Genomic DNA, 23,048 nt, shown 5'->3' on the forward strand with positions numbered 1-23,048 from the left:
TCGCATGGGATCCGCACCAGCCCTACCGGTCTCGGGGTCGTTGATACGGTGCTCGCCCGTCCGGTGGTGCGGGGGTTGGCCGGGGCGGTAGGTCGGGGATGGCCAGGGACTGGGGCTCGTGGGCGAGGGTGTGGCGGTGGCCGTGGTGACGGAAGGTCAACGGGTCACCGGAGAGCAGGCGGTAGACGACCTCCTCGCGGGTGATCTCGACCGATAAACGGCTGCCGCGCCACATGATTCGGAACGCGAGCCGGTTCAGCTCTGCGGGAAGCCTTGGGGCGAAATGTAATTCGCCGTCGCATTCGCGCATGCCGCCGAAACCGGCGACGCAGCAACTCCAGGCGCCCGCGAGGGAGGCTATGTGCAGGCCGCTCGGCACGTTGTGGTGCAGATCGTGCAGGTCGGTCAGCGCGGATTCGACGAAGTAGGCGTAGGCCAGATCGAGGTGACCGACCTCGGCCGCCATGATGGATTGGGCACAGGCCGACAGCGAGGAGTCGCGGACGGTCAGCCCTTCGTAATAGTCGAAGTTCCTGGCCTTCTGCTCCGGCGTGAACGCGGTGGGTATCAGGTACATCGCCAGCGTCAGATCGGCCTGTTTGACCACCTGCTTGCGGTATAGATCGAAGTACGGATAGTGCAGCAGCAACGGATACTGACCGGCCGGGGTACCGGCGAAGTCCCAGCGCGCGTAGCGGGTGAAACCCTCGGACTGTTCGTGCACGGCGAGATCGGCGTTGTACGGCATGGCCGGATTCTTCGCGCAGTCGCGCCACCGGCCGATCTCGTCGTCGGACACCCCGAGCCGCTGCGCCACCCCGCGGTGCCGCTCACACGCGGCGACCGCGCCGAGCAGATTCCGCTGCGCCATCAGGTTGGTATAGATGTTGTTGTCCGCCAGCGCCGAATACTCGTCCGGCCCGGTGACCCCGTCGATCCGGAAGGTTCCCGTCGAATCCAGATGGCCGAGATCGGCCCAGAATCGCGCGGTCTCCACCAGAAGCTCTACCCCGCAATGCTTCTCGAACTGCTCGTCACCGGTCGCCGCGACGTACCGGATGACGGCGTCGGCGATATCGGCGGTGACATGCACGGCGGCGGTACCGGTGGGCCAGTAACCGGAGCCCTCCTCGCCGTTGATCGAACGCCACGGAAACATCGCCCCGGACTGGCGCAGTTCGCGTGCCCGCTGCCGCGCCAGATCCAGCGTGGAATGTCGCCACCGCAGCGCGTCCGCCGCGGCGATCGGCATGGTGTGGATCAGCACGGGAAGCACGAAAGTTTCGGTGTCCCAGAACGAATGACCGTCGTAGCCCGGACCGGTCAGCCCCTTGGCCGGTATCGCCCTGGTCTCGCCGCGCGCGCCCGCCTGCAGCACGTGGAACAGCGCGAAGCGCACAGCCTGCTGCATTTCCGGATCGCCGTCGATCTCGACGTCGGCAGTGGACCAGAAGTCGTCGAGATAGGCACGCTGGCGGGCGAGCAGCTCGTCCCAGCCGGTCTCCATTCCCGCCGCCAGCGCCGCGTCGACCTGAGCACGCAACGCCGGCGTCGAGCGCTGACTCGACCAGCCGTAGGCGAGGTATTTGGTCAGCCGCAGGGTGTCGCCCTTGGCGACGTCGACCGCGATGGTCAACCGCGCCAAATCCTCCTCGGCGTCCACCGAACATCTCGGCTCCGCGGTTGCCTCGAGCTCATGATCCATCGCCGCCGCCATCCGCAGCCCGGAACTCCTGGTGTGATGGGCGAGGACCGCGTGAAAATCCCGCGCTGCCGCGAAATCCGCCACCAGCGGCCGATCGAGCGTCGCGGCGAGTCGCGGATCGTCGCCACGCTTCGCGACCGGCTCATTGGCGAGCAGATCCGATTGGATCACCAGGTCCAGGTCGTCATCGATCGGCTCGACCTCGTAGCGGATGGCGGCCAGCGCGCGTTCGGTGAACGAGACCAGGCGTTCGGAGCGAATGCGCACCGATTGGCCGGTCGGCGAGGTCCACACCGTGCTGCGCCGCAACGTCCCGGAACGAAAGTCCAGTACCCGCTCGTGCTCACTGGCCTCGCCGTAGCGCAGGTCCATCGGTTCGTCGCCGACAAGCAACCGGATGATCTTCCCGTCGGTGACGTTCACCACGGTCTGGCCGTTCTCGGGATACCCGTAACCCGCTTCGGCATAGGGCAATTCGCGCTTCTCGTAAAAGCCGTTGAGATAGGTTCCCGGCTCTCCGACCGGCTCTCCCTCCTCGAAACTGCCACGCATGCCGATATGCCCGTTCGACAGCGCGAAGATCGACTCCGTACGCCGTAGCTCCCCGAGATCCAGTCCACACCAACGCAGTTGCCAGGGATCCACCTCGAAACCGCGACAGTCCGCTGCCATTCGGCTACTCCTTCAGTTCCGACAGATCGCCGACGACGACGTCGGCGCCCGCGTCGATCAGCTCGTGCCGGTGGCTGCCGCCGACTCGATCGACCCCGACGACGAACCCGAATCCACCCGCGTGCCCCGCCGCGACCCCGGCGACCGCGTCCTCGAAAACCGCTGCCTGCCTCGGCGGCACCTCGAATCGGGACGCGGCCTCGAGGAACCCGTCCGGCGCCGGTTTGCCGCGCAGCCCCAGCTCGGCCACAACGGTGCCGTCCACTCGAACATCGACGCTGTCGGCAAGCCCCGTAGTCTTCAGCACCGCAACCGCATTCGCGGACGCGGTGACCACGCCGACCCGCAAGCCGGCGGCCCGGACCGCGGCGAGATAGTCGACCGAACCGGGATACACCTGCACGCCTTCACGTTCGATGAACGAGAGCAACCGGGCGTTCTTGCGATTGCCGATCGCCTGCACCGTCGAATCTCCCGGCTCGGCGTCCGGATCACCCTCCGGGAGGGTGATCCCCCGGGAACGCAGGAACTCTCGTACCCCGTCCGCGCGCGGGCGCCCGTCGACATACCGCAGGTAGTCGTCCTCGCTGAACGGCTGGAAACCCGAACCGCAATGCTCCCGCAGGTAGTCGTCGAACACTTCGCGCCACGCTCGCCGATGCACCGTCGCGGTATCGGTCAGCACGCCATCGAGATCGAACAGCGCGACCGATATCGAATCGGGTAGGCCCAACCGAGTACCCCGGCCGTCCTGCGATGAGGTCATGCCGGGGCTGTACCCCGTTCGGCCGGTGAAGAAACCGTCGCACCCGAGGTCAGGAGCGCGTCACGCTCAGTGGGCTCAATCGCCCACGGCGCCGGCCGAGGTGGCGACATAGATCAGCGTGATCGTCATGAGGAACCAGCCCGCGCCTTGCCAGGTCACCCAGGAACCGCCGCGGCGCCACACCCGATACGTCGTGCCGAATGCCGCGAGGGTGCCGACCAGCAAGATGCCGGCGGGCACGATGGAGACCAGAATTCGGGGGTGACCCGCACAATCGGCGCAGTCGGCTCGACCGACCCACGCCCCGATGATCGCCATGGCGACGAGGGCGAGCACGACCACACCGCCGACGAAGAACGCCGCATGTCGATAGGCACTGCTCCCCCGGCCCGTGTCCGGAGTTCCGGTCGGACGGTCTCGCCCGGTCACCACGGTGCTCCGGCGAGTCGGCAATAGGCGCAGGTCACTACCACTGCCTACCCGCGATCACCCGAGTCATGCACTGGGTCGCCCGGCCTGTCCGCGGCCAGCTCCAGCCGACGACCCCATATTCCGGCGCAGCGTTCGATCAGCGTTGCGCGATCGCGTCCCGATCCGCACCCGCTGGGGCGCACAACCCGCCCAAGAGCACGGGCTTACTACTGACGACCAGGTCCTCGATGCGCCGCCTGTGCGCGACGCGCCGCCGAACCCGACAGGTCAGTGCCCGCCGACAGGAACGGCAGGAACTGCGACAGGAATTCCTCGACACTGGGCAGCGCCAGAATGCGAGTGACCGCGCCGCACACCGCGATCAGCTGCGCGACCGCGGGCACGGTATCGATGCCGCCCGCGACCGCGACGACGGGAATGAGCGAGGCGAGCGCGACGAGCACGGCGAAGACCGTGCGGGCGGTCGCCTGCCAGGGGTGGGTGATCTGAGTCGGGATGGCGACATCCGACATGATGAATCTCCTTGCGTAGGCCGTCAACGCAGAATGGCGTATCTCCGTCCGGTCGGATACCGACTGTTCCGCACCGCCGAACGACCGCAGATATTCCGCGCGTCAGCCCAGCCGTTTCGCCATCTCGTCCATTACCGGCCAATCGGCAAAGGGCCGGGCATGTCCGATGACTCGCCAACCCCACGACTCATAGAGCGCCTTGGCCGGGTTCTCGACCCGCACGAGTAGGTAGGCGAGCCGTTCGGGACGCTCGGCGAGGACCGCGTCGTGAATGATCCGCCCGTAACCCTGACGCTGATGGGCCGGGTGCACGGAGAATTCGCGGAAGATGTAGACCGGCGCGGCCGAGGTTTCGGCAGCGAGTTCCGGAAAGACTTGCGCTGCTTTGGCTCTGACTTCGGCCGGGTGTCGATACGGTGTGCCGAAGGCGTAGCCGGCCAGCCGGCCATCCCGCCATCCGGCGACCAGTTCGAAACCGGGGATCGGCGCGTACCGCTCCTCGAGTCGTTCCCAGAACTTCGCCGGGTGATACCAGGGGTCGCCCTGCTGGGACCGGTGCGCGGCGCGGTAGACCGCCTTGATCTCCTCCGCATGTCGCAGCGTCTCCGACGAGTTGTAGCGAACGACTTCCAGTGCTGTCCCATTGGTACTCACGCTTCGGTCGCCTTTCGTGCATGCGGTGCGCCGGGGGGTTGTGGGGTGACTGTTGCCGGTCGCACTAGGCATCTTGCCGCACAATGGTGCGGTTGCGGCAGGCATTCTGTGCAGGTTGTCCGGCAGGGACTAGGCAGGTTGCGCGGAAATCATCGGGAATTCACAGTTGCTGACGCAACGGGTGCCGTCCGGCTCGGCCCATGCTCGAGTTGGGTTGCCGCGCTGCCCCTTTGGTCGACGGCACATTCCGGACGGTGAGGAAACGCAGATGAAGAACCTACTTTTCCAGTTCGAGGAGAAGGCGCCCGAGATCGTGTTCGAGTGGCAGGACTCCGAGACGTCCGCGAAGGGCTGGGTGGTCATCAACTCGTTGCGCGGCGGGGCGGCGGGTGGCGGCACCCGGATGCGCCGCGGGCTCGATCGCAACGAGGTCGAATCGCTGGCCAAGACCATGGAAATCAAGTTCACCGTGTCCGGGCCTGCGATCGGCGGCGCGAAATCCGGGATCGATTTCGACCCGCGTGACCCCAGGAAAGGCGAGGTGCTCAGCCGGTGGTACCGGGCGGTCGCACCGTTGCTGAAGGCGTATTACGGAACCGGCGGCGATCTCAATGTCGACGAAATGGCCGAGGTCGTGCCGATCACCGAGAGTTACGGGTTGTGGCATCCGCAGCAGGGCGTGGTCACCGGACACTACGGTGCCGACGACCGGGAACTCGTCCAGCGGGTCGGCCAGCTTCGGCTCGGCGTGGCGAAGGTGGTCGAGGATCGGCGCTTCACCCCGGACCCGAATGGCAAATACACTGTCGCGGACTTGATTACGGGCTGGGGCGTCGCCGAATCGGTCCGCCATTTCTACCGGATCTACGGCGGCGAAATCGCCGGGAAACGGGTGATCGTGCAAGGCTGGGGCAATGTCGGCGCGGCCGCCGCCTACTACGCGGCGCAGGCGGGGGCCCGGATCGTCGGCATCATCGACCGCGACTGCGGTGTGCTGAATCCGGCGGGCTACACCCTCGAGCAAACCCGAGAGTTGTTCTTGGCCAAGCGAGGTAACGCACTGCACGCCGAGGGCGCACTGCCGTTCGACGAGATCAACGATCGCATCTGGACGCTCGGCGCCGAGGTGTTCCTGCCGTGCGCCGCGTCCCGCCTGGTCACCCACGACCAGATCGATCGCATGAGCTCGAACGGCCTGCAGGTGATCGCCAGCGGCGCCAACGTGCCCTTCGCGGACTCCGAGATCTTCTACGGTCCGATCTACGAACACGCCGACAAGAGCGTCGCCGTGGTCCCCGACTTCATCGCCAACTGCGGCATGGCCCGCGCCTTCGCCCTCCTGATGCAAGGCGACGTAGAAGTCTCGGACGAGGCGATCTTCGGCGATATCTCCACCACCATCGCCACCGCCCTCGACCGCTGCCATTCCCGCTCCGACCTCACCACAAACCTAGCCAGCACCGCCTTCGAAATCGCCCTCGACCAACTCGTATAAGCCGCGACATCGAAGGGATATTCCTTTGCCGCAAGCGATTTCGTAGCGCGGCACGAGCCGGCCGACCTCGGGCAGATCGGCGGGACCGCTCCCGGGCGGCCGTCGCCTGGTGGCGCGACCGAGCATCAGGCGCTGCCCGGCGGCCTCGGGGAAACCGGGCCTACGGGTAGTCGGCAGGGTTCTCGATCAGGCCGCTGATCGGTTCAATACCCCGGTCAATTAATCGGTCGAAATCCTCCGTTTTCCGCCAGGTAAGATACCGACCAGTCGCTTATAAAGAAGACGTGTCAGCATTACCCCCGAAAACTGGTGTCTTGTAAGAGTTTATTCTGACTTATACAGCTGGGGTGTTATTCCGGCAGAAATGACGTATCTATCGTCTGTTATCGCCGTGTGATGCAAGTCACATGTGAATTCGGTTGCCGCGACTTTGTAAGATCGACTGTAATGATTCCACTCGGAATCAGGGGAACACCAAGCTCTCACAGGGGGTGAGATATGCACGGACTTTCCGGACGCAACATTCCGGTGCCGGTCGAGGCATCGCGGTTCGGACTGTCCCGAAACTGACTCTTCTCGGCGGCGCTACCAGCGCTGATGCCGAGTTCTACCCGTTCCGATGCCGTCCCACATCGCCCTGGGCCGACGTCGGCAAACCCCGCGGAAGGCCGCGACCGCCATCTTTGGTCGAGCTGTCCGCAAATATCCAGCACCGGGTTTATTAGACTTTCCACGCCCGGTGAGATTTCTCTGTGCGAAAGTCTCGGGCGATCCCCGGGATTGTGAGGCTGACTGTGAACGAACACGCTCTTACATCCCCGCCGGTTATCGGCGAACGATTCACGTTGCTGGCGAAACAGCACCCGGAACGGGTAGCGGTTATCGGCGACGGCGGCCAACTCAGCTATGCCGAACTCGACCGGCGATCCGACGCACTGGCCCGATATCTGCAAGCGGCAGGCGTCCGTCCCGGCGACATCGTCGCAATTGACGCCCGCCGCCGGATTACCACCATCGTCGGGCTGCTCGCGATTCTGAAAACGGGTGCCGGATACCTCGCCCTCGACGAGCGCTCGCCGCGCCGCCGCCGCGAACTCGTCCTGCGCCAATCGAGCGCGACCATCGTCCTGACGCACGACGGCCTGACCCCGGAACTGCCCCCGACCTGCACCGCGGTCTCGCTGGACACGGACCGCCCCGATCAGGCGCCCGCACCGGTAACCATCACCGCCCTGCACCCGGCATACCTGGCCTACACCTCGGGTTCCACCGGCACACCCAAGGGCGTGTGCGTGCCACACCGAGCGATTTCGCGCCTGGTGGTCGACACCGATTTCGTCTCCATCACCCCGGACGACGTCTTCCTGCAATTCGCGCCGATCGCGTTCGACGCCTCCACCCTGGAGATCTGGGGCGCGCTGCTCAACGGCGCGCAACTGGTCCTCGCGCCCGGCACCGAACTCTCGATCAGCGATCTGACCAAACTCGTCGGCCACTACCGAGTGACCGTGCTCTGGCTGACCGCGGGCCTGTTCCAGCAGGTCACCGACGCCGGACTAGACGAACTGCGCGGCCTGCGCTACCTGCTCGCCGGCGGCGACGTGCTGTCCCCCGTGCACGTCCGGCGGGCCGTCACCACCCTCGCCGACACCACGGTGATCAACGGCTACGGCCCGACCGAGAACACGACCTTCACCTGCTGCTACCCCGTCACCGAGGTGCCGTCCGGCCCGATCCCGATCGGCCATCCGATCCGGGGCACCGGCGTCCGCCTGCTCGACGCCCGGCTCACGCCGGCCCCGGACGGCCGGGCCGGCGAGCTGTATGCCACGGGAACCGGTCTGGCCCAAGGATATTGGGGCAATCCCGGACTGACCGCCACGACCTTCCTCGCCGATCCGGCCGCCGAGATCCCGGGACAGCGCATGTACCGCACGGGCGATCTGGTCCAGCGGCAATCGACCGGCGCGCTCGACTACCTCGGCCGCGCGGACCAGCAGGTGAAGATCCGCGGGTTCCGCATCGAACTCGGCGAGATCGAGGCCGCGATCGCCGCCCTGCCCGGCGTGGCCGAACTCGCGGTCGTCCCGCAGGACCAGCGTGGCGGCGGAAAACGCTTGTCCGCGTGGATCGTCGGTGAAACCGACCACGCACTGTCGACACTGGACGTCCGGCGCGCACTCACCGAAACGCTTCCGTCGTACGCGGTCCCCTCGCTGATCCGGATCGTCGACGCACTCCCGCTGACCGCCAACGGCAAGATCGACCGCAAGGCCCTCGCGGCCGACCAACCCACCGAACGCCCACAGCTGACGACCGCCTACCGCGAGCCGTGCACCGCGATGGAAACGGCCGTAACTACGCTCTGGAGCGACCATTTCGGCATCGCGGGCATCGGCGCGGACGACGACTTCTTCGAGCTCGGCGGCCATTCGCTGCTCGGCGTCCGCATCACCGCCGACCTCGAACGCGAGTACGGCGTCGCCGTCTCCCCGGTCACCTTCTATCTCGATCCGACCCCCGCCGGCCTGGCCACGGCCGTCGAGCAGGGACGGCCCACCGCGTGAAAATCAGCACCGACGTGCGCGCGGCCGTCGACCTGACGCAGATCAACCTGTTCGACCCCCATTTCTTCGCCACCGGCGATCCGCACCCGGTGTGGGCGGCCATGCGCGCCGACGCACCGCTGCATCGCCAGGTGCTACCCGATGGACGGTCGTTCCGGTCGGTCACCCGGCACGCGGATGCCTGCCGGGTGCTCGGCGACCATCGCGCCTTCACCTCCGAACGCGGCAGCGTGCTCACCCAGCTCGGGCACGGCGATATCTCGGCCGGCAAGATGCTCGTATCCACCGATCCACCAAGGCATTCCGAGCTGCGCCGACCGCTGCAACCGAAGCTCTCGGTGCGCACGATCGCCGCGTGGCAGGACCGAATTCGCGCCGTGGTGCACCGATTCCTGGCACCGGCGTCCGCCGGTGACACCTGGGATGTCGCCCAGCAGGCGTACGAACTGCCGATGACGGTGGCCGGCGCGCTGCTCGGCGTCCCGGAGGCCGACTGGGACAAGCTGGTCCAGTGGACGGCGATGGCCGCGGCACCGGAGGATCCGGAGTTCCAGGTACGCAACGGATTCGCCACCCTGGCCATCGCACACCACCAGCTGTTCGACTATTTCGCCGCGCAGGTCAAACGCCTGCGCGACAGCGAACCCACCGCGGATCTGCTCGGGCACATGGTGAGCATGGACGCCGGCGGCGCACCGCTCACCGACGAAGAGGTCATCTACAACTGCTACAGCCTGCTGCTCGGCGCCAACGCCACCACCCCGCACACGGTCAGCGGCACCCTGCTCGCGCTCAGCGAGCACCCGGACCAGTGGGACGCCGTGCGCGCCGATCCGGCACTGATCCCCCGGCTCGTCGAGGAGGGCCTGCGCTGGACCTCGCCCGCCAACAGCTTTCTGCGCTACGCCAGCGTCGACACCGAGCTGAGCGGTGGGCTGGTCGAGGCGGGTGAGGCGGTCGCGGTCTGGATCGGTTCGGCCAATCGCGACGAATCGGTGTTCGCCGACCCGTACCGTTTCGACGTCACCCGAACCGACAACCGCCACATCGCCTTCGGCCACGGACCGCACTACTGCCTCGGCGCACCGTTGGCGCGGTTGACCTTTCGGGTGTTGTTCGAAGAGCTGTTCGGGCGGTACACCGGCGTGGAGCCGGTGGCGCCGCCGCAGCACCTGGCCTCCGTCTTCATTGCCGGGATGACGCACTTCCCGATCCGGACCCCGATGAATCAGTCCGGCGAAAACCGGCACTTCAACGAAGGGATGTAACTCAGTGACCTCAGATACCACCCTCCGCGACACCACACCCCTGACCCGCTGGCTGCTGCGCCTACCAGACGACGACGCGACCGCCCGGATCTTCTGTTTCCCGTATTCCGGGGTCGGCGGGTCCATGTTCAACCAATGGCCGCGACGCATCGGCGGCCTCGAAGTCTGCTCCATCCAGCTGCCCGGACGAGAGAACCGGCTTCGGGAACGGCATTACGGTACCTACGAGGATCTCGCCGAGGTGCTCGCCGATCAGCTGCTGCCGCATCTGGACCGGCCGTTCGCCTTCTTCGGGCATTGCGCGGGCGCGCTGCCCGCCTTCGAAACCGCCCGGCTGCTGGCCGAACGCGGACTCCCGACGCCGCGGCAGCTGTTCGTCTCGGCGCAGGTCGCGCCGCACGACTGTCCGCACGATCGATTCCTGGACATGTCCGACGACGAGCTGCGCGCGGAGCTGGAATTCCTCACCGCCACCCGCGGCGGATTGGTGCACCCGCAGTTGATCGAACTCGGCCTGGCCATCCTGCACGAGGATCTGACCGCCAATCGGGTCTATCGCAGGTCCGCGCCGATCGAGGTGCCGTTCCCGATCACCGTGCTGCACTGGTCCGAGGATCCGGAGGTCACCGCGGCGGAACTGCGCGGCTGGCAACACTATTCGGCCGACGTCCGATTCCCGGTGGTGGCCGGCGGTCACTACGACTTCCTCGGCGCGCCGGAACCCTTGCTGGCCCACCTTTCCGAACCGTTCGCACCTGCGCACGGGACGTGCCAATGCTGAAAACCATGGCGCAGGTACCCGGTTTCGGTCGCCTGCTGCTCGGGCGAACGCTGTCCTTCCTGGCCACCGCCCTGGTGCCGATGGCGCTCACCCTCGCGGTGATCGAGGCGACCGGACGGGGCAGCGACCTCGGCATCGTGCTCGCGGCAGAGTTGTTGCCGCAGTTAGTGCTCCTGCCGATCGGCGGGGTGCTCGCCGACCGGTTCCCGCCACAGAAGGTGGCGTTCGCCGCGGATCTGACCCGCGGGCTCGCCCAGCTCGGCATCGGCATCGAATTGCTCTGTGGCGTAGTGCGAATCACCGATCTGGTGATCCTCTCGGCGATCACCGGCATCGGCGTCGCCTTCGGCACCCCGACGATGTCGCCCCTGGTCTTCGCGACGGTGCCGCAGGCACATCGGTTGCGGGCCAACAGCTATCTCGGCGTGGTCCGCGGCGTCACCCTGGTGGCCGGGCCCGGTGTGGCCGGCCTGCTGACCGTCACCGTCGGTGCGGGTTGGACATTCATCGCCACCGCCGTACTGTTCGCAGTCGCGGCCTGCACCCTCGGCGGACTCCGGATCGCACCGAGGCCGGCGATCGAGCATCCGGTGACGTTCTTCCGGCAACTGGCCGACGGCTGGTTCGAGGTGCGCAGCCGAGCGTGGTTCTGGTCCAACCTGATCGGGCACGGCGTCTCGAATCTCGCTGCGGGCGTGCTCATGACGCTCGGGCCGCTGATCGCCGTGCACTCGCTGGGCGGCGAGGTGTCCTGGGTGCTGATCTATCAGGCAGGCATGGCCGGGGTGGTGATCGGCTCGCTGGTCGCACCCCGGCTGCGGGCGCGGCGTCCGCTGGTGCTGACGTCGTTGTGCGGCGCGCTCTTCGCCCTGCCGATGATCAGCTTCGCGGCGCTGATGCCGAGTTGGGTGGACGCCATCGCCTACGGCGCGGCCATGCTCGGCGTCGGTCTGCTGAACACGGTGTGGCAGACCACGATGCAACGCGAGTTCCCGCCGGAGGCCCTGGCGCGCGCCGATTCCTACGACGCGCTGCTGTCCTTCGCCGCCCGCCCGCTCGGCATGGCCGTGGCCGCCCCGATCGCCGCGGCCACCGGCGACGCCGTCCCGCTGCTGACCATGGCCGCCCTGGTCGCGGTGGTGAACCTGGCGATCATCGCGCTGCCCGAGGTCCGGGCGATGACCACCGAGAAAGAAACGACACGGCTATGAACAACCGCGAGGACGCAGCGGCGGTCGCCGTGATCGGCGTCGCCTTCGAACTACCCGGCTGTCCCGACTGGAACGCGCTGACCACGCTGTTACGCCACGGCCGGGACACCATGCACCGCTTCCCGGACGCGCGGGCCGAGGCCACCGGTGTGGCCCGGTCCGCGGCCGACCGGGACGGCGGCTGGATCGACGACATCACCGGATTCGACTACCGGTACTTCGGCCTGGCCAAGGCCGAGGCCGAGCTGATCGACCCGCGGCAGCGGCGCATGCTGCAATTGGCCTGCCGCACAATCGGACACGCGGGCTACGCGCCCGCAGAGTTGGCCGGGACGAACACGGCCGTGGTGGTCGGCGGGTACGGCGCTCCGCATCCGAGCCTGTCCGACCTGCTGCCCGCCGAGGAGCGACACAGTGGCCAGGCCAAGACCGGCAGCCTGCATGCCTACGCCGCCGGGCGCATCGCGTATCACCTGGATCTACGCGGCGCGGCGCAGGTGGTGGACACCGCGTGCTCGTCCTTCCTGGTGGCCCTGCACGAGGCGCGCTGGAAACTCGCCAGGGGCGAAAGCGATCTGGCGCTGGTCGGTGGCTACGAACTGGTGCTCGGTGCGCTACCGCAGCGCAGCGCCGACGGCATGGGCGTGCTCTCCCCCGTGGACCGGTGCCGGCCGTTCGACGTCGGCGCGGACGGCACCACCTACGGCGAGGGCGGCGGTTTTGTCTTGCTCAAACCGCTCGACGCCGCCCTGCGCGACGGCGACACGGTGCACGCGATACTGCGCGGCAGCGCGGTCAACCAGGATGCGCGCCGCGGCGCGGGGCTCACCGCGCCGAGCCCGCAGGCCCAGACCGAGGTCATCACCGCGGCCCTGCGCGACGCGGAAATATCCGCTGCCGCAATCGGATACGTCGAGGCGCACGGCACCGGCACGAAGATCGGCGACCCGATCGAGATCCAGGGGCTGCTCGACGCATACGCCGGGCAGCTCGACGGCGCCGGACCCGCGGTCTCCTCGATCAAGGCGAACGTCGGCCACCTCGGCTGCATGGCCGCATTCGCGGGGCTGGTCCGCATCCTCGCGCAATTCCGGGCCGGCGAGATCTTCCCGACCGCACACCTCGAACAGCCGAATCCATTGCTGGACATCGACGGTGCGCCGTTGCGCATCGCCGATCGCGTCGAGCGGTGGGCGGACGGCACGCGCTACGCCGCGATCAGCAGCTTCGGACTGAGCGGCACCAACGCGCACATGATCGTTCAGGCGCCGGAGCAGACCGCGCCCGGCGGAGAAACGTCGGCCGGCGCCCAGCTCGTCGTGCTCTCGGCCCGCAACGGCGCGGGTCTACGCGCCCAGGTACAAGCCCTGCACGACCAGGTCGCCGCCGATCCGGGTTCGTTCGATCTCGCCACCGCTGCGGCGGTGCTGGCAACGGGCCGTGAGCATTTCGCGCACCGACACGCCTGGTTGGTGCACGATGCTAAGGAACTGCTGGATCGGCTGTCCGGCACTTTGGCGGCACCCGACAACCAGGGACCATCGGATCCCACCCCTGTGGTCGTCGCCCTCGGCGATATCGGGGATGTGCCCGCCGACCAGCTACAAGCCGCCACCGACGCGTTCCCCGTCTGCGCCCGAATCGCTGATCGAGCCAAAGCGCATGTGGCGGAGACGGACTGGACGCCTACTCAGCGCGGACTGATCTGGCTACTCGGCGCACACCGAGTGCTCACCGATGCCGGAATCTCACCAAACCTCCTACTCACCCACGGAATCGGGGCGACCGCCGCCCGAGTAGCCAGTGGCAACGAAGACCTCGCCACCGCTCTCCGCATCGAAACCGCCGCACCACGCCCACCGCGAGCCGACGCCCTGAACAAAGCCATGGCCGGTCTCACCGCCGACCCCCTGATCATCGATCTGGCGCCCGGCACCGAGCTGTCGACACTGCTCGCCGACCACCCGTCCGCGGCGGTCGCCTCGACCCCGGCCGACGCACTCCGCCAGCTCTATCTCGCAGGACACCAGGTGAATTGGCGCGAAGTGCTCGGCCAGGCCCCGCGCCGACGACTCGAACTCCCAGTCGCCCCCATGGCCGAAGTGCACTGCTGGCCCACGGTCGCCACCCTCCAAACGCCGACCACTGCCGGAACCCGCACCGTCCCACCGCACACGGGCGGTACCTCGCCCACAGCCCCACCCCTCGTCGCCACGGCCGCCAAGAGCGCGGCGCCCACGACCGAATCACCCACCGGTTACACGGCATCCGCCGATAGTGCAGCGCTTGTCGCAGCGTCGCCCACCGCACCCCCACTGCCCGAGGTCGGCGCGGCACCCGCCACTACTCCTCCATCAACGTCCAGCACCACAGCACCCACCATCGGCGTACCAACTGACGACGCGTCACCTCTTGATGCCGCACCACTGGTTGCTGGCGCAGCTGCCGCCACGGCGGTTTCCTCGACCGACGCGCCCACTACGGCTCCGAACACACTTCAACACCCGGCCCTCTCGGTTCCCGAGGTCGTCATCGCTTTGGCGAGGGAAGTGCTAAAGGAGCCGGGCCTGCAACCCGAGGACGACTTCTTCGACGTCGGCGGCACCTCACTCAACGGAGCACAGTGGGTCGCCCGGATCAACGAACGATTCGGCACCGACCTCGGCGTACTCGACCTGTACGACTACCAAGATCTCGGCGAAACCGCGGCAGCCGTCGCCGAGCTGGTCGATGCAACCCCTTCCGCCGCCGGCGCAACGCCTACCGCGGCATCGACCGTCGCCGGCACACCACCCGCCAGCAGCGAATCGCCAACCACCACCTCACTATTCACGGCAGCTGCACCGCACACTGACGCAACACCCAACGGCGGAAAAGGATCTACCGGCAGCGCAGCTCTCACCGGATCCACGTCCCCCGCACCGGCCACCGCCCCCGCGCCCTTTGCCGACGACGCGCCCCACGCAGACAACGCGCGGCCCACCGGCACATCGCTCGCCGACGCCGCGTCCCCCAGCGCACCAGAGGCCCTTCCTTCTCACCACTCCGTCGCAGAGACCGTGATCGAGCTGGCCAGGCAGGTGCTCAAAGAGCCGGGCCTGCAACCCGAGGACGACTTCTTCGACGTCGGCGGCACCTCACTCAACGGAGCACAGTGGGTCGCCCGGATCAACGAACGATTCGGCACCGACCTCGGCGTACTCGACCTGTACGACTACCAAGATCTCGGCGAAACCGCGGCAGCCGTCGCCGAGCTGGTAGGCGAATCCACCTCCACCGCAACCTCGGGACAGACTCACGAAAACGCGACAAAGGTCTCGTCGCCAGGTGGCACACGGGCAGACGCGAGGCCGCTGTCCGGGCAGCAGTTGGCGATCTGGGCCGCTGATCGGCTCGATCCGGATACCGGGGCCTACAACGTGCCTGCTGCGCTGCTGCTCGACGGTGCGGTGGATATCGCGGCGCTCACCGAGCTCCTGCGGGTGGTCGTGGCGCGGCATCCGATGCTGCGGGCGCGGATCGTCGACACCGCCGACGGGCCCCGGCAGGTGGTTACGCCGGTTGACGAGGTCCAGGTGCAGCTCACCGAGACGGTCGTCGATCTGACCGGTGTCGTTATGGCCGAGGGCCGTGCGGAACTGCTGGAGCGGCTGCGGGCGCTGGTCGCCGAGCCGCTGTCGCCCTACGGTCCGTCGAGTCGATATCTCCTGGTGCGGGCCGAGTTCAGTGACGGCGCGCAGCCGATCCTGCTGCTCACCTTTCATCACCTGTTCGTCGACGGCTGGTCGTGGAGCCTGCTGTTCGCCGAACTGGGCGGCGATCCGATCGCGCTGCCCGCACCGGAACGGCGTTACGTCGACTACGTCGCCGATCAGCAGGCGCTCCTGGACGGGCCGGCGGGGACCGACTTGATCGACTTCTGGTCGGACTATCTGTCCGGCGCACCCTACGTGCCCCTGCCCGTCGATCACGAACCGAGCGAAATGCCGAACGGCACCGGCGAATCAGCGCTGCCGATCGAGAGTGCTCGCGCCGCACGACTGCGCGAGCTGGCACGACGCGAACGCTGTTCCCTCAACACCGTGTTCCTGGCGGCCTGGATGACGCTGCTACGGCAGATCACCGGCGAACAGGACGTCTGTGTGGCGTTCCCGGCGGCCGGGCGCAAACCGATCGATGAACCGGTGGTCGGCAACTACGCCACGACATTGGTCGTGCGAGCCACGGTGCGGCCCGAGCAGTCGATCTCCGCGCTACTCGCCACGGTCCGCACCGCCTCGCTACGCGCGCTCGATCATCAGGACCTGCCCACCGATCGGCTCCGGCGATTGGCCCGCCCCCACTCGGCCGACCCGCTGGCCTCCACCATGTTCACCGTCACCAGCGACGTAGAACCCTTGCGGCGCTTGGGCACCGACGGACCCGCCGTGGAACTCCTCGACGTCGGGCAAGGCGGCGCCACCTTCCCCATAGCGGTCACCGTCCTGGAATACGACAACCAATTCCGGTGCCGGCTGCAATACGACCCGACTATGTTCCGCGCCAGCACGATTCGCCGCTGGTCCGACGCATACCAGGCACTGCTGGACCGCCTGGTGTCGCTGTCACCGGAGACACCGGTGCACACCCTGTCCATCGGCATCGCACCGCCGCCCCGTCGTCGACCGGCAGTGCTCGACACCGGCACGCAGACGGCCGCCTACACGGCACCGAATACCGATCTACAACAACGACTATGCGCCCTGTGGTCCCATTATCTGCACCGCGAACGAATCGGGATCGAGGACGACTTCTTCGACCTGGGCGGCGACTCGATCTCCGCGATCGCCATCGCCGCCGACGCGGGCAGCAGCGGAATCGCATTGCGGCCGCGCTACATCCTCCGACTCCGGACGATCGCCGCCGTCGCCTCGACCATCGCCGAACGCGAAATCAGCGAGTCCGAAACCAGTTCCGGCGAGACGCCCTCGATCCCGCAAGACGAGCGGGCGGCCGACCCGACCCCACCACAGCTGGAGTTCCTCGCCCGCGGCGTACCGAGCCCGGACCACTGGAACCACGGCGTGCGGTACACGTTGCGGCACCACACCGACACCGACGCCGTCGAACGCGGCGTACGGGATCTGGCTCTCCGCCACCCGGCCCTACGCGCTCAGTTGCGCACCGTCGCCGAGGAATGGCAGTTGCTACCCGCAGGCGCGCTACCCCAGGTCACCGAATTCGACCTCACCACAGCCGATCCCGCCGAACTCCCGACCCTGGTGCACAACGCCGCGACCACGTTGCACCGCACGCTGAGCCTGTCCGACGGTCCCGTCTGCCGAGCGGGCGTCTTCCGCACCCCAGTGGGCCACCCCGACCAGCTCGTCCTGGTGATCCACCACACCATGGTCGACCTCTACTCGTGGAACATAGTGACGGAAGACCTTTCGGCGCTACTCGCCGGAGCAAGCGTCACCGAACTACCCCCGCCCAGCGCCAGCTACTTCGAGTGGGCCCGGCGACTGGCACACCTGGTCCGCACCAACCCGAACACGTTGGGCGCCAGCTACTGGCTGGACCGCTCCTGGGGCGACAGCACCCAGCTACGTCTCACCGACAGCGAGTCGTTCGGCGTCGAAGGCAACACGGGCGAACTGGTCACCGAATTCCCAGCGCCAGAGCAGGTTCAAGGGCTAAGCCTGGCCGAACAGCTCCTGGCCGCCCTCGCCGCCGCCCTCCAGCAATGGCTGGCCGCGCGCGGCGGCGAGATCGCCGTCCAACTGGTCGGCCACGGCCGCGAGGACCTGTTCGACGACCTCGACCTCGGCCGCACCGTCGGCTATTTCAATACGACCTACCCGTTCGCCCTCGGCCTCCCCGGCCGCCGCACCCTCGCCGATCACGCCGCCTTCGTCGCTGAACAGCTCCGCTCGATCCCCGGGCGCGGCTTCGACTTCGAGCCCCTGCGCAGGTTCCATCCCGACACCGCCGTCCGTACCGCACTGATGCGAATCGGCACGCCCGCGGTGCAGTTCTCGTTCTGGGGCACCCCGGAATTCCTGTCCGCAGCGGACGACCCGGCCAAAGCGCTGACCAACGCCGACAACGAACTCGTCGGCCAGGACCGCCCCGACGACATGCCGAGACCCTGCGCCATCGAGGTCTACCCCATGCTCGTCGCCGACCGGATCCGCGTGCAGTGGCGCTACAGCGGCGAGTTGTTCACCCCCGAGCGGATTCTCGCGCTCGCGGAAGCCTTCGGCGCGGCCTCGGCCACGCCCGCACCAATGATTCACCAGGAAACAGGAGTTACCAGATGAGGATACTGTCAGGCCGAATCCGGCAGCGGCGCAAGCACTTCGCGGTGCGGAGCATCGTCGTCCTTACCGCGGCGGCCCTGCTCGGCGCACAAGCGATCTCCGCCGCCGCGGACACCGGCGATCGCGCGCTCGCCGACCGGCTCGCGAACGAGGTCTCCGGCGACGGAGCCTGGCAGCACCTCACCGCGATCTCCGGGCTGACCATGGCCCTCGGCGGGAACCGGCTGTCCGGCTCGCCCGCCTACGAGGCGAGCGCGCAGTATCTGGCCGCGCGGCTCACCGCCGCCGGATACCAGGTGACGCGGCAGCAATTCAGCTTCCCCGACTACGACATTCACGCCGAGACCGGCTCGGTGACCGCACCGCAGCCCCGCCCGCTGCACCCGGTGATCGCCCGATTCTCCCGCCCCACCCCCAACGGCGGCCTCAACGCCGCCCTGAGCCTGCCCACCGGCAAGGACACCGGTTGCAGCGCAGACGATTACGCGAACAGCGATGTGCGCGGCAAAATCGTGCTGGTCCGGGTGGGCGACTGTTTCATCACCCAAAAGCAGCTGGTGGCTGCCGAAGTCGGCGCGGCCGCGATGTTGATGAACGGCGACACCCCCAACCCGACGCTCAATCTGCGCTACCGGATGGTCCCGCCCGCCGACGCGCGCATCCCCACCGCGACCCTGTCCCGCGGCGAGGCCGAGCAGTTGATCGGCGAGGTCGCGGCGGGCCCGGTGCAGCTCACCCTCGACCTGCGCGGCGCCGAGATCCAAACCAACACCTTCAACCTCATCGCCGACACCCCCACCGGCCGCGCGGACAACATGATCGTGGTGGGCGCGCACCTGGACTCCGTCGATACCGGACCCGGGATCAACGACAACGGCTCGGTCGCCGCGGTGAACCTGGAGACGGCGCTGCGGCTGGCCCCGTACCGCGATCAGGTCCGCAACAAGGTGCGGTTCGCCTGGTGGGCCGCCGAGGAGAAGGGCCTCGCGGGCTCGCAGTTCTACGTCGATCGGCTCTCCCCCGAGCAGCGGAAGAACACCGCCCTCTATCTGAACGCGGAAATGATCGGCTCGCCCAACTTCGCCCGTCAGGTCTACAACGGCAAGACCGCGAACGGCCAGGGACCGGCCGGCTCCGACCAGATCTCCGCCCTGATCAACGGATACTTCGCCGAGCGGAATCTGCCGACCGTCGGGCTGATCCTGGACGGCCGCTCCGACCATTCCCCGTTCATCGACGCGGGCATTCCGGCGGGCGGCGTCAATGGCGGCGCCGACACGGTCAAGAAGGCGGATTGGGTGCAACTGTTCGGCGGCGTCGAAGGCGAGATGCTCGACCGCTGCTACCACCAGGCCTGCGACAACCTGGACAACATCAATCGCACCAGTTTCGACCAGTTCGGGCGCGCGCTCGCGTGGGCGACCGGCCGGTTCGCGGTCAGCACCGAGGACATCAACGGCGTGCGCTAGCCGCGGCGGAGGGACGACGAATGTCATTGGGAATCATGGCGATCGGTTATGCGCTGGGCACGCCGGTTCCGCTGGACGAGCTCGCGGCCAACGGCATCACCGACGACGCGAAGGTGCGGCAGTGGGGTTACCGCCGCCTGCACCGGGCGCCGGAGGAGGTCGGGCTGACCGACCTGGCCGTCCGAGCCGGGGAGATCGCCCTGCGGCGCGCCGGTGTCGAGGCCGATGCGGTCGATCTGGTGGTCCTGGCGATCACCGATATCGCCGAGTATCTGTACTGGGACGCCGCCGCGGCGGTGACCGGGCGACTCGATGCCGGGCACGCGGAGGCGATGCTGCTCAGTCAGGCCTGCGGCGGCGGAGTCGCGGCCTTCGACGTCGTCGCGGGCAAGTTCGCCACCCACCCTCGCTATCGGACCGCGCTGGTCATCGCCGCCAACCGTATCGCCGAAACCTATTGGGACCGTGCCGAAACGAGCACCTCGCTCAGCTCGGACGGCGCCGCGGCGGCGGTGCTGCGGCGCGATCATCGGTCGTGCCGATGGCTGGCGACCGAGGTCGTCACCGACGGCCGTTACGCGGACTTCATGCGGATGGAGACGGGCGGTGCCGCCCGCCCGTTCACCGGTGCCGAGCAGCCCGCCATCCCCCCGTTGATCGATCGCATGGACACCTTCTTCGACGGAAACGGCGGCGCCGCACTGGCCTTCGTCGACCAACTGCATGCCCGGAATCGCGACGTCGTCGAACGGGCTTGCGCGAGTGCGGACGTCGCGATCGGCTCGCTCGAACGGGTGCTGTACCTGCACGACAATGCCGGTGCCTTCGCCGATCTGGCGAAGGCGCTCGGCGTACCGCTCGACCGCACGAATATCGAGATCGCCCGTGACCACGGGCATTTCGGCCCGGCCGATCAACTCCTGAGCCTGGAGCGGCTGCTGGCCACCGGCGAGCTCGTCACCGGCGACACCGTCGCCCTGCTGAGCATGGGCACCGGCATGCATTGGGCCTGCACGCTGCTCCGCATCTGATCGACAACGAAAGAGAGGACGGTCGTGAACGACCTACTCGACCGCGCCCGGCGGCTGACCGAGCCGGGCGCCGAACCCGATCCCACGCTGGCGTCCGCGCTGGCCCACACCCCCGACATCGGCACCGCGCGGGAGGCGGGCCGACTGCTCGGGCGCGTCGATCCCACGCTGGTGACCAGGCCCGGCACGCGGCCCTACCCGTTGCGGGTGGCCGTCGCCTCCTCCTTCACCGCCGACAATGCGCTTCCGCTGCTACGCGTTTCACTGCTCGCGGCGGGGATCGACGCCGAATTCCAGCTGATACCACCGGATCAGCTGCTCATGCAGCTCAGCGATCCGGAGTCACAACTGGCGCGATCCGCGCCCGACCTCACGGTGTGCCCGATCCACGACGAGCTGTTCCTCCCCCGCGACGCCGACACCGCCGACCTCGATACCGTTCGCGGAATTCTCGACCAGCGCCTCGACCTGTTCGGCGCGGCACTCTCGGACTTCGCGACCCGCACCGCCGGAGCGGTTCTCGTGCACACGGTCCCGCTGCCCCAACCGCGCTGGCGGACCGTCAACGCCTACCGGTCGCGCGCACGGCTCGGCCGTGCCTGGCGCGAACTCAACGGCGGCCTGCTCGAACTCGCCGACCGCATCGACGGCGTCGACGTGCTCGACCTGGAGATGCTGCTCACCGACGCCGCCGTCCCGCTGCGCGACGACCGGCTCTACCGCTTCGGCAGCATGGCCTGGTCGCCCGCGGTCGAGCAGCTCTTCGCCGGTCAGGTCGCCGCGTACGCGAGCGCGCTCACCGGCCGATCGAAGAAATGCCTGGTGCTGGACCTGGACAACACGCTGTGGGGTGGCGTACTCGGCGACGACGGGCCGGAGAACATCGAGCTGGGTTCGCTGTATCCGGGCAATGCCTACACCGAGCTGCAACGGGCGGCGCGCACGCTGCGCGGTCAGGGCGTGCTGCTCGCGGTGGCCAGCAAGAACGACCAGGACCTGGTGACGCGGGTGCTCACCGAGCACCCCGAAATGCTGCTGCGCGCCGACGATTTCGTCGCGATCAAGGCGAACTGGGAACCCAAGGACGCGAACCTCACGGCACTCGCCGCCGAGTTGAACCTCGGACTCGACAGCCTGGTCTTCGCCGACGACTCGCCGTTCGAATGTCAGCTCGTCGCCCGTTCCCTGCCGCAGGTCACAGTCGTGCCGATGACCGGCGATCCGGCCGGGCACCTCGGCACACTGCTGGCCGGCGATCACTTCACCGTGCTCACGACGACCGACACCGACCGGGAACGCACCGAGCTCTACCGAGCCAGGGTGCACCGGCAGGAGTGGACGCGCGGGCACTCCGCCCTCGACGGCTATCTGAGCGAACTCGGCATCGAGCTCACCGTCCGCCGCGCCGACGAGTACCTGCTGCCGCGCATCGTGCAACTCGGCGGCCGCACAAATCAATTCAATCTCGTCGGGCGTGCGCATTCGGCGCAGCAGACCGGCCGCATGGCCGACTCCCCCGACCACGCGGTGCTCGGGTTCGAGGTCAGTGATCGGTTCGGTCACGAGGGCATCGTCGGGGCGCTGTGGATCGCGAAACACACCGACCACTGGCTCCTCGAGAACGCGGTGATGAGCTGCCGGGTGTTCGGGCGCGGCATCGAATTCGCGGTGCTACAGACCGTGATCGACGAGGCGGCCGCGACCGGCGTGCCCCGGCTCGAGGCGGCCTTCCGCGGCACCGGCCGCAACGGACCGGCGGAGAAGTTCCTCGCCGATGCCGGTTTCGTTCCGGCCCAACGGGATCCCGACCCCGACGGCGCCGTCCGGCACGTGCTGTCCCTCGACCCGCGTCCGGCCCTGTCCCCCGCGTGGATCTCGATCCACACCGACGAATCGATGAAGCCTCATGTCTGACCTGACCACCGAACTCGCCCAGATGATTTCCACGGTCACCGATCTGCCGCCCGAGACGATCACCGGCGAGCGCCGGTTCGACGAGCTGGACAACTGGACCAGCCACACCGCGCTGCGGCTGTTCACCGCGCTGGAAGCCCGCTTCGCGGTTCAACTCTCGCTCAAGACCTACTTCCGCACCCCGACCGTAGCGGCGCTGGCCGAGCTGATCGAGACCGCTCGTTCCGCTGCCGCGCCGCACTGACCTCCCGGAACGAATCGAGTTTCCT

General features: G+C 67.9%; 15 protein-coding genes. 10 read left to right on the forward strand and 5 right to left on the reverse strand.

The window, feature by feature from the left end; genetic code table 11:
- Positions 1-22 precede the first annotated feature (22 nt).
- The 5 genes from ACFQ9K_RS36015 to ACFQ9K_RS36035 all read right to left on the reverse strand — a co-directional run bounded on the left by ACFQ9K_RS36015 (position 23) and on the right by ACFQ9K_RS36035 (position 4,741).
- Complete coding sequence (locus tag ACFQ9K_RS36015) at positions 23-2,377, reverse strand: glycoside hydrolase family 65 protein (protein WP_378716324.1); 2,355 nt, start codon at positions 2,375-2,377, stop codon at positions 23-25.
- 4 nt (positions 2,378-2,381) lie between these two features.
- Entirely contained in the window at positions 2,382-3,143 is a 762-nt protein-coding gene (locus ACFQ9K_RS36020; protein ID WP_378716321.1) for an HAD family hydrolase, read from the reverse strand.
- Between the two features lie 75 nt (positions 3,144-3,218).
- Positions 3,219-3,572 (reverse strand): hypothetical protein, encoded by a 354-nt coding sequence (locus ACFQ9K_RS36025; protein WP_378716319.1) that lies wholly within the window; start codon positions 3,570-3,572, stop codon positions 3,219-3,221.
- A 209-nt stretch (positions 3,573-3,781) separates the two neighbouring features.
- Complete coding sequence (locus ACFQ9K_RS36030) at positions 3,782-4,087, reverse strand: hypothetical protein (RefSeq protein WP_378716317.1); 306 nt, start codon at positions 4,085-4,087, stop codon at positions 3,782-3,784.
- A gap of 102 nt (positions 4,088-4,189) precedes the next feature.
- Positions 4,190-4,741 carry a GNAT family N-acetyltransferase gene (locus ACFQ9K_RS36035; protein ID WP_378716315.1) on the reverse strand — a complete coding sequence of 184 codons (552 nt, stop codon included), beginning with the start codon at positions 4,739-4,741 and terminating at the stop codon, positions 4,190-4,192.
- A 268-nt stretch (positions 4,742-5,009) separates the two neighbouring features.
- Here ACFQ9K_RS36035 and ACFQ9K_RS36040 point away from each other — a divergent pair, with 268 nt between their 5' ends.
- From ACFQ9K_RS36040 to ACFQ9K_RS36085, 10 genes are all read left to right on the forward strand, one after another.
- Positions 5,010-6,236 carry a Glu/Leu/Phe/Val dehydrogenase dimerization domain-containing protein gene (locus ACFQ9K_RS36040; RefSeq protein ID WP_378716313.1) on the forward strand — a complete coding sequence of 409 codons (1,227 nt, stop codon included), beginning with the start codon at positions 5,010-5,012 and terminating at the stop codon, positions 6,234-6,236.
- A gap of 845 nt (positions 6,237-7,081) precedes the next feature.
- Complete coding sequence (locus ACFQ9K_RS36045) at positions 7,082-8,803, forward strand: amino acid adenylation domain-containing protein (protein ID WP_378716311.1); 1,722 nt, start codon at positions 7,082-7,084, stop codon at positions 8,801-8,803.
- On the forward strand, positions 8,800-10,071 hold the full coding sequence (locus tag ACFQ9K_RS36050) for a cytochrome P450 (protein ID WP_378716309.1): 1,272 nt from the start codon (positions 8,800-8,802) through the stop codon (positions 10,069-10,071). The genes ACFQ9K_RS36045 and ACFQ9K_RS36050 overlap by 4 nt, the downstream gene beginning before the upstream one ends.
- A 4-nt stretch (positions 10,072-10,075) precedes the next feature.
- Positions 10,076-10,852 (forward strand): thioesterase II family protein, encoded by a 777-nt coding sequence (locus ACFQ9K_RS36055; protein ID WP_378716307.1) that lies wholly within the window; start codon positions 10,076-10,078, stop codon positions 10,850-10,852.
- A 5-nt stretch (positions 10,853-10,857) separates the two neighbouring features.
- Positions 10,858-12,063 carry an MFS transporter gene (locus ACFQ9K_RS36060; RefSeq protein WP_378716305.1) on the forward strand — a complete coding sequence of 402 codons (1,206 nt, stop codon included), beginning with the start codon at positions 10,858-10,860 and terminating at the stop codon, positions 12,061-12,063.
- On the forward strand, positions 12,060-18,365 hold the full coding sequence (locus ACFQ9K_RS36065) for a condensation domain-containing protein (RefSeq protein ID WP_378716303.1): 6,306 nt from the start codon (positions 12,060-12,062) through the stop codon (positions 18,363-18,365). Before ACFQ9K_RS36060 ends, ACFQ9K_RS36065 begins: the two co-directional genes overlap by 4 nt.
- Positions 18,362-19,834, forward strand: coding sequence for a M28 family peptidase (locus ACFQ9K_RS36070; protein ID WP_378716301.1), 1,473 nt, complete (start codon positions 18,362-18,364; stop codon positions 19,832-19,834). The genes ACFQ9K_RS36065 and ACFQ9K_RS36070 overlap by 4 nt, the downstream gene beginning before the upstream one ends.
- 20 nt (positions 19,835-19,854) lie before the next feature.
- Entirely contained in the window at positions 19,855-20,865 is a 1,011-nt protein-coding gene (locus tag ACFQ9K_RS36075; RefSeq protein WP_378984178.1) for a 3-oxoacyl-ACP synthase III family protein, read from the forward strand.
- A 24-nt stretch (positions 20,866-20,889) separates the two neighbouring features.
- Complete coding sequence (locus ACFQ9K_RS36080) at positions 20,890-22,779, forward strand: HAD-IIIC family phosphatase (protein ID WP_378716296.1); 1,890 nt, start codon at positions 20,890-20,892, stop codon at positions 22,777-22,779.
- Positions 22,772-23,023 (forward strand): acyl carrier protein, encoded by a 252-nt coding sequence (locus ACFQ9K_RS36085; protein WP_378716293.1) that lies wholly within the window; start codon positions 22,772-22,774, stop codon positions 23,021-23,023. The genes ACFQ9K_RS36080 and ACFQ9K_RS36085 overlap by 8 nt, the downstream gene beginning before the upstream one ends.
- Positions 23,024-23,048: the final 25 nt, after the last annotated feature.

Source organism: Nocardia sp. NPDC056564 (assembly GCF_042793755.1).
GTDB lineage: Bacteria > Actinomycetota > Actinomycetes > Mycobacteriales > Mycobacteriaceae > Nocardia.

Coding starts and splice junctions, on each gene's coding strand:
- ACFQ9K_RS36015 (WP_378716324.1), bottom strand. CDS start 2,377: ATGGCAGCGGACTGTCGCGGTTTCGAGGTGGATCCCTGGCAACTGCGT.
- ACFQ9K_RS36020 (WP_378716321.1), bottom strand. CDS start 3,143: ATGACCTCATCGCAGGACGGCCGGGGTACTCGGTTGGGCCTACCCGAT.
- ACFQ9K_RS36030 (WP_378716317.1), bottom strand. CDS start 4,087: ATGTCGGATGTCGCCATCCCGACTCAGATCACCCACCCCTGGCAGGCG.
- ACFQ9K_RS36040 (WP_378716313.1), top strand. CDS start 5,010: ATGAAGAACCTACTTTTCCAGTTCGAGGAGAAGGCGCCCGAGATCGTG.
- ACFQ9K_RS36060 (WP_378716305.1), top strand. CDS start 10,858: ATGGCGCAGGTACCCGGTTTCGGTCGCCTGCTGCTCGGGCGAACGCTG.
- ACFQ9K_RS36065 (WP_378716303.1), top strand. CDS start 12,060: ATGAACAACCGCGAGGACGCAGCGGCGGTCGCCGTGATCGGCGTCGCC.
- ACFQ9K_RS36070 (WP_378716301.1), top strand. CDS start 18,362: ATGAGGATACTGTCAGGCCGAATCCGGCAGCGGCGCAAGCACTTCGCG.
- ACFQ9K_RS36075 (WP_378984178.1), top strand. CDS start 19,855: ATGTCATTGGGAATCATGGCGATCGGTTATGCGCTGGGCACGCCGGTT.
- ACFQ9K_RS36085 (WP_378716293.1), top strand. CDS start 22,772: ATGTCTGACCTGACCACCGAACTCGCCCAGATGATTTCCACGGTCACC.